Here is a 1,731-nt window from a genome sequence, read left to right as displayed (position 1 = left end):
ATTCACCACAACCTGCTAAGGTTATAGGGACAAGCCGTACGGGCAATTAGTATCAGTTAGCTTAATGCATTACTGCACTTCCACACCTGACCTATCAACGTCCTGGTCTCGAACGACCCTTCAAGGAGCTCAAGGCTCCGGGAAATCTCATCTTAAGGCAAGTTTCCCGCTTAGATGCTTTCAGCGGTTATCTCTTCCGAACTTAGCTACCCGGCAATGCCACTGGCGTGACAACCGGTACACCAGAGGTTCGTCCACTCCGGTCCTCTCGTACTAGGAGCAGCCCCCTTCAAATTTCCAACGCCCACGGCAGATAGGGACCAAACTGTCTCACGACGTTTTAAACCCAGCTCACGTACCACTTTAAATGGCGAACAGCCATACCCTTGGGACCGGCTACAGCCCCAGGATGTGATGAGCCGACATCGAGGTGCCAAACTCCCCCGTCGATATGAACTCTTGGGAGGAATCAGCCTGTTATCCCCAGAGTACCTTTTATCCGTTGAGCGATGGCCCTTCCATACAGAACCACCGGATCACTATGTCCTACTTTCGTACCTGCTCGACTTGTCAGTCTCGCAGTTAAGCACGCTTATGCCATTGCACTATTAGCACGATGTCCGACCGTACCTAGCGTACCTTCGAACTCCTCCGTTACACTTTAGGAGGAGACCGCCCCAGTCAAACTGCCTACCATGCACTGTCCCCGACCCGGATTACGGGACTAGGTTAGAACCTCAAACAAACCAGGGTGGTATTTCAAGGATGGCTCCACGAGAACTGGCGTCCCCGCTTCTAAGCCTCCCACCTATCCTACACAGATTGGTTCAAAGTCCAATGCAAAGCTACAGTAAAGGTTCATGGGGTCTTTCCGTCTAGCCGCGGGTAGATTGCATCATCACAAACACTTCAACTTCGCTGAGTCTCGGGAGGAGACAGTGTGGCCATCGTTACGCCATTCGTGCAGGTCGGAACTTACCCGACAAGGAATTTCGCTACCTTAGGACCGTTATAGTTACGGCCGCCGTTTACTGGGACTTCAATCAAGAGCTTGCACCCCATCATTTAATCTTCCAGCACCGGGCAGGCGTCACACCCTATACGTCCACTTTCGTGTTTGCAGAGTGCTGTGTTTTTATTAAACAGTCGCAGCCACCAGTTTATTGCAACCCTTTCACCCTTCCACAGTAAAGTGGTCAAGCTACCGGGGCGTACCTTTTCCCGAAGTTACGGTACCAATTTGCCGAGTTCCTTCTCCCGAGTTCTCTCAAGCGCCTTAGAATACTCATCTCGCCCACCTGTGTCGGTTTGCGGTACGGTCTCGTATGACTGAAGCTTAGAGGCTTTTCTTGGAACCACTTCCGATTGCTTCAGCACCTAAGTGCCTCGTCCCAGTCCCTTGAATCACGCGCCCGGATTTGCCTAAGCGCCTTCTATGAACCAGAAACCAACTATTCCAACAGTTGGACAACCTTCCGCGATCCGTCCCCCCATCGCATCATACGACGGTGCAGGAATATTAACCTGCTTCCCATCAGCTACGCATCTCTGCCTCGCCTTAGGGGCCGACTCACCCTGCTCCGATGAACGTTGAACAGGAAACCTTGGGCTTACGGCGTGGGGGCTTTTCACCCCCATTATCGCTACTCATGTCAGCATTCGCACTTCTGATACCTCCAGCAGCCTTTACAAGCCACCTTCACAGGCTTACAGAACGCTCTCCTACCATAT

1 rRNA gene is annotated in these 1,731 nt (G+C 52.1%); it reads right to left on the bottom strand.

The window, feature by feature from the left end:
* Positions 1 to 25 precede the first annotated feature (25 nt).
* A 23S ribosomal RNA gene (locus H3H37_RS25370) occupies positions 26 to 1,731 on the bottom strand; the annotation flags it as partial.

This window comes from Rugamonas brunnea, from assembly GCF_014042345.1.
Taxonomy (GTDB): domain Bacteria; phylum Pseudomonadota; class Gammaproteobacteria; order Burkholderiales; family Burkholderiaceae_D; genus Rugamonas; species Rugamonas brunnea.
The sequence above is the reverse complement of the archived record's forward strand: the minus strand, read 5'-3'. Positions and strand labels throughout refer to the sequence as shown.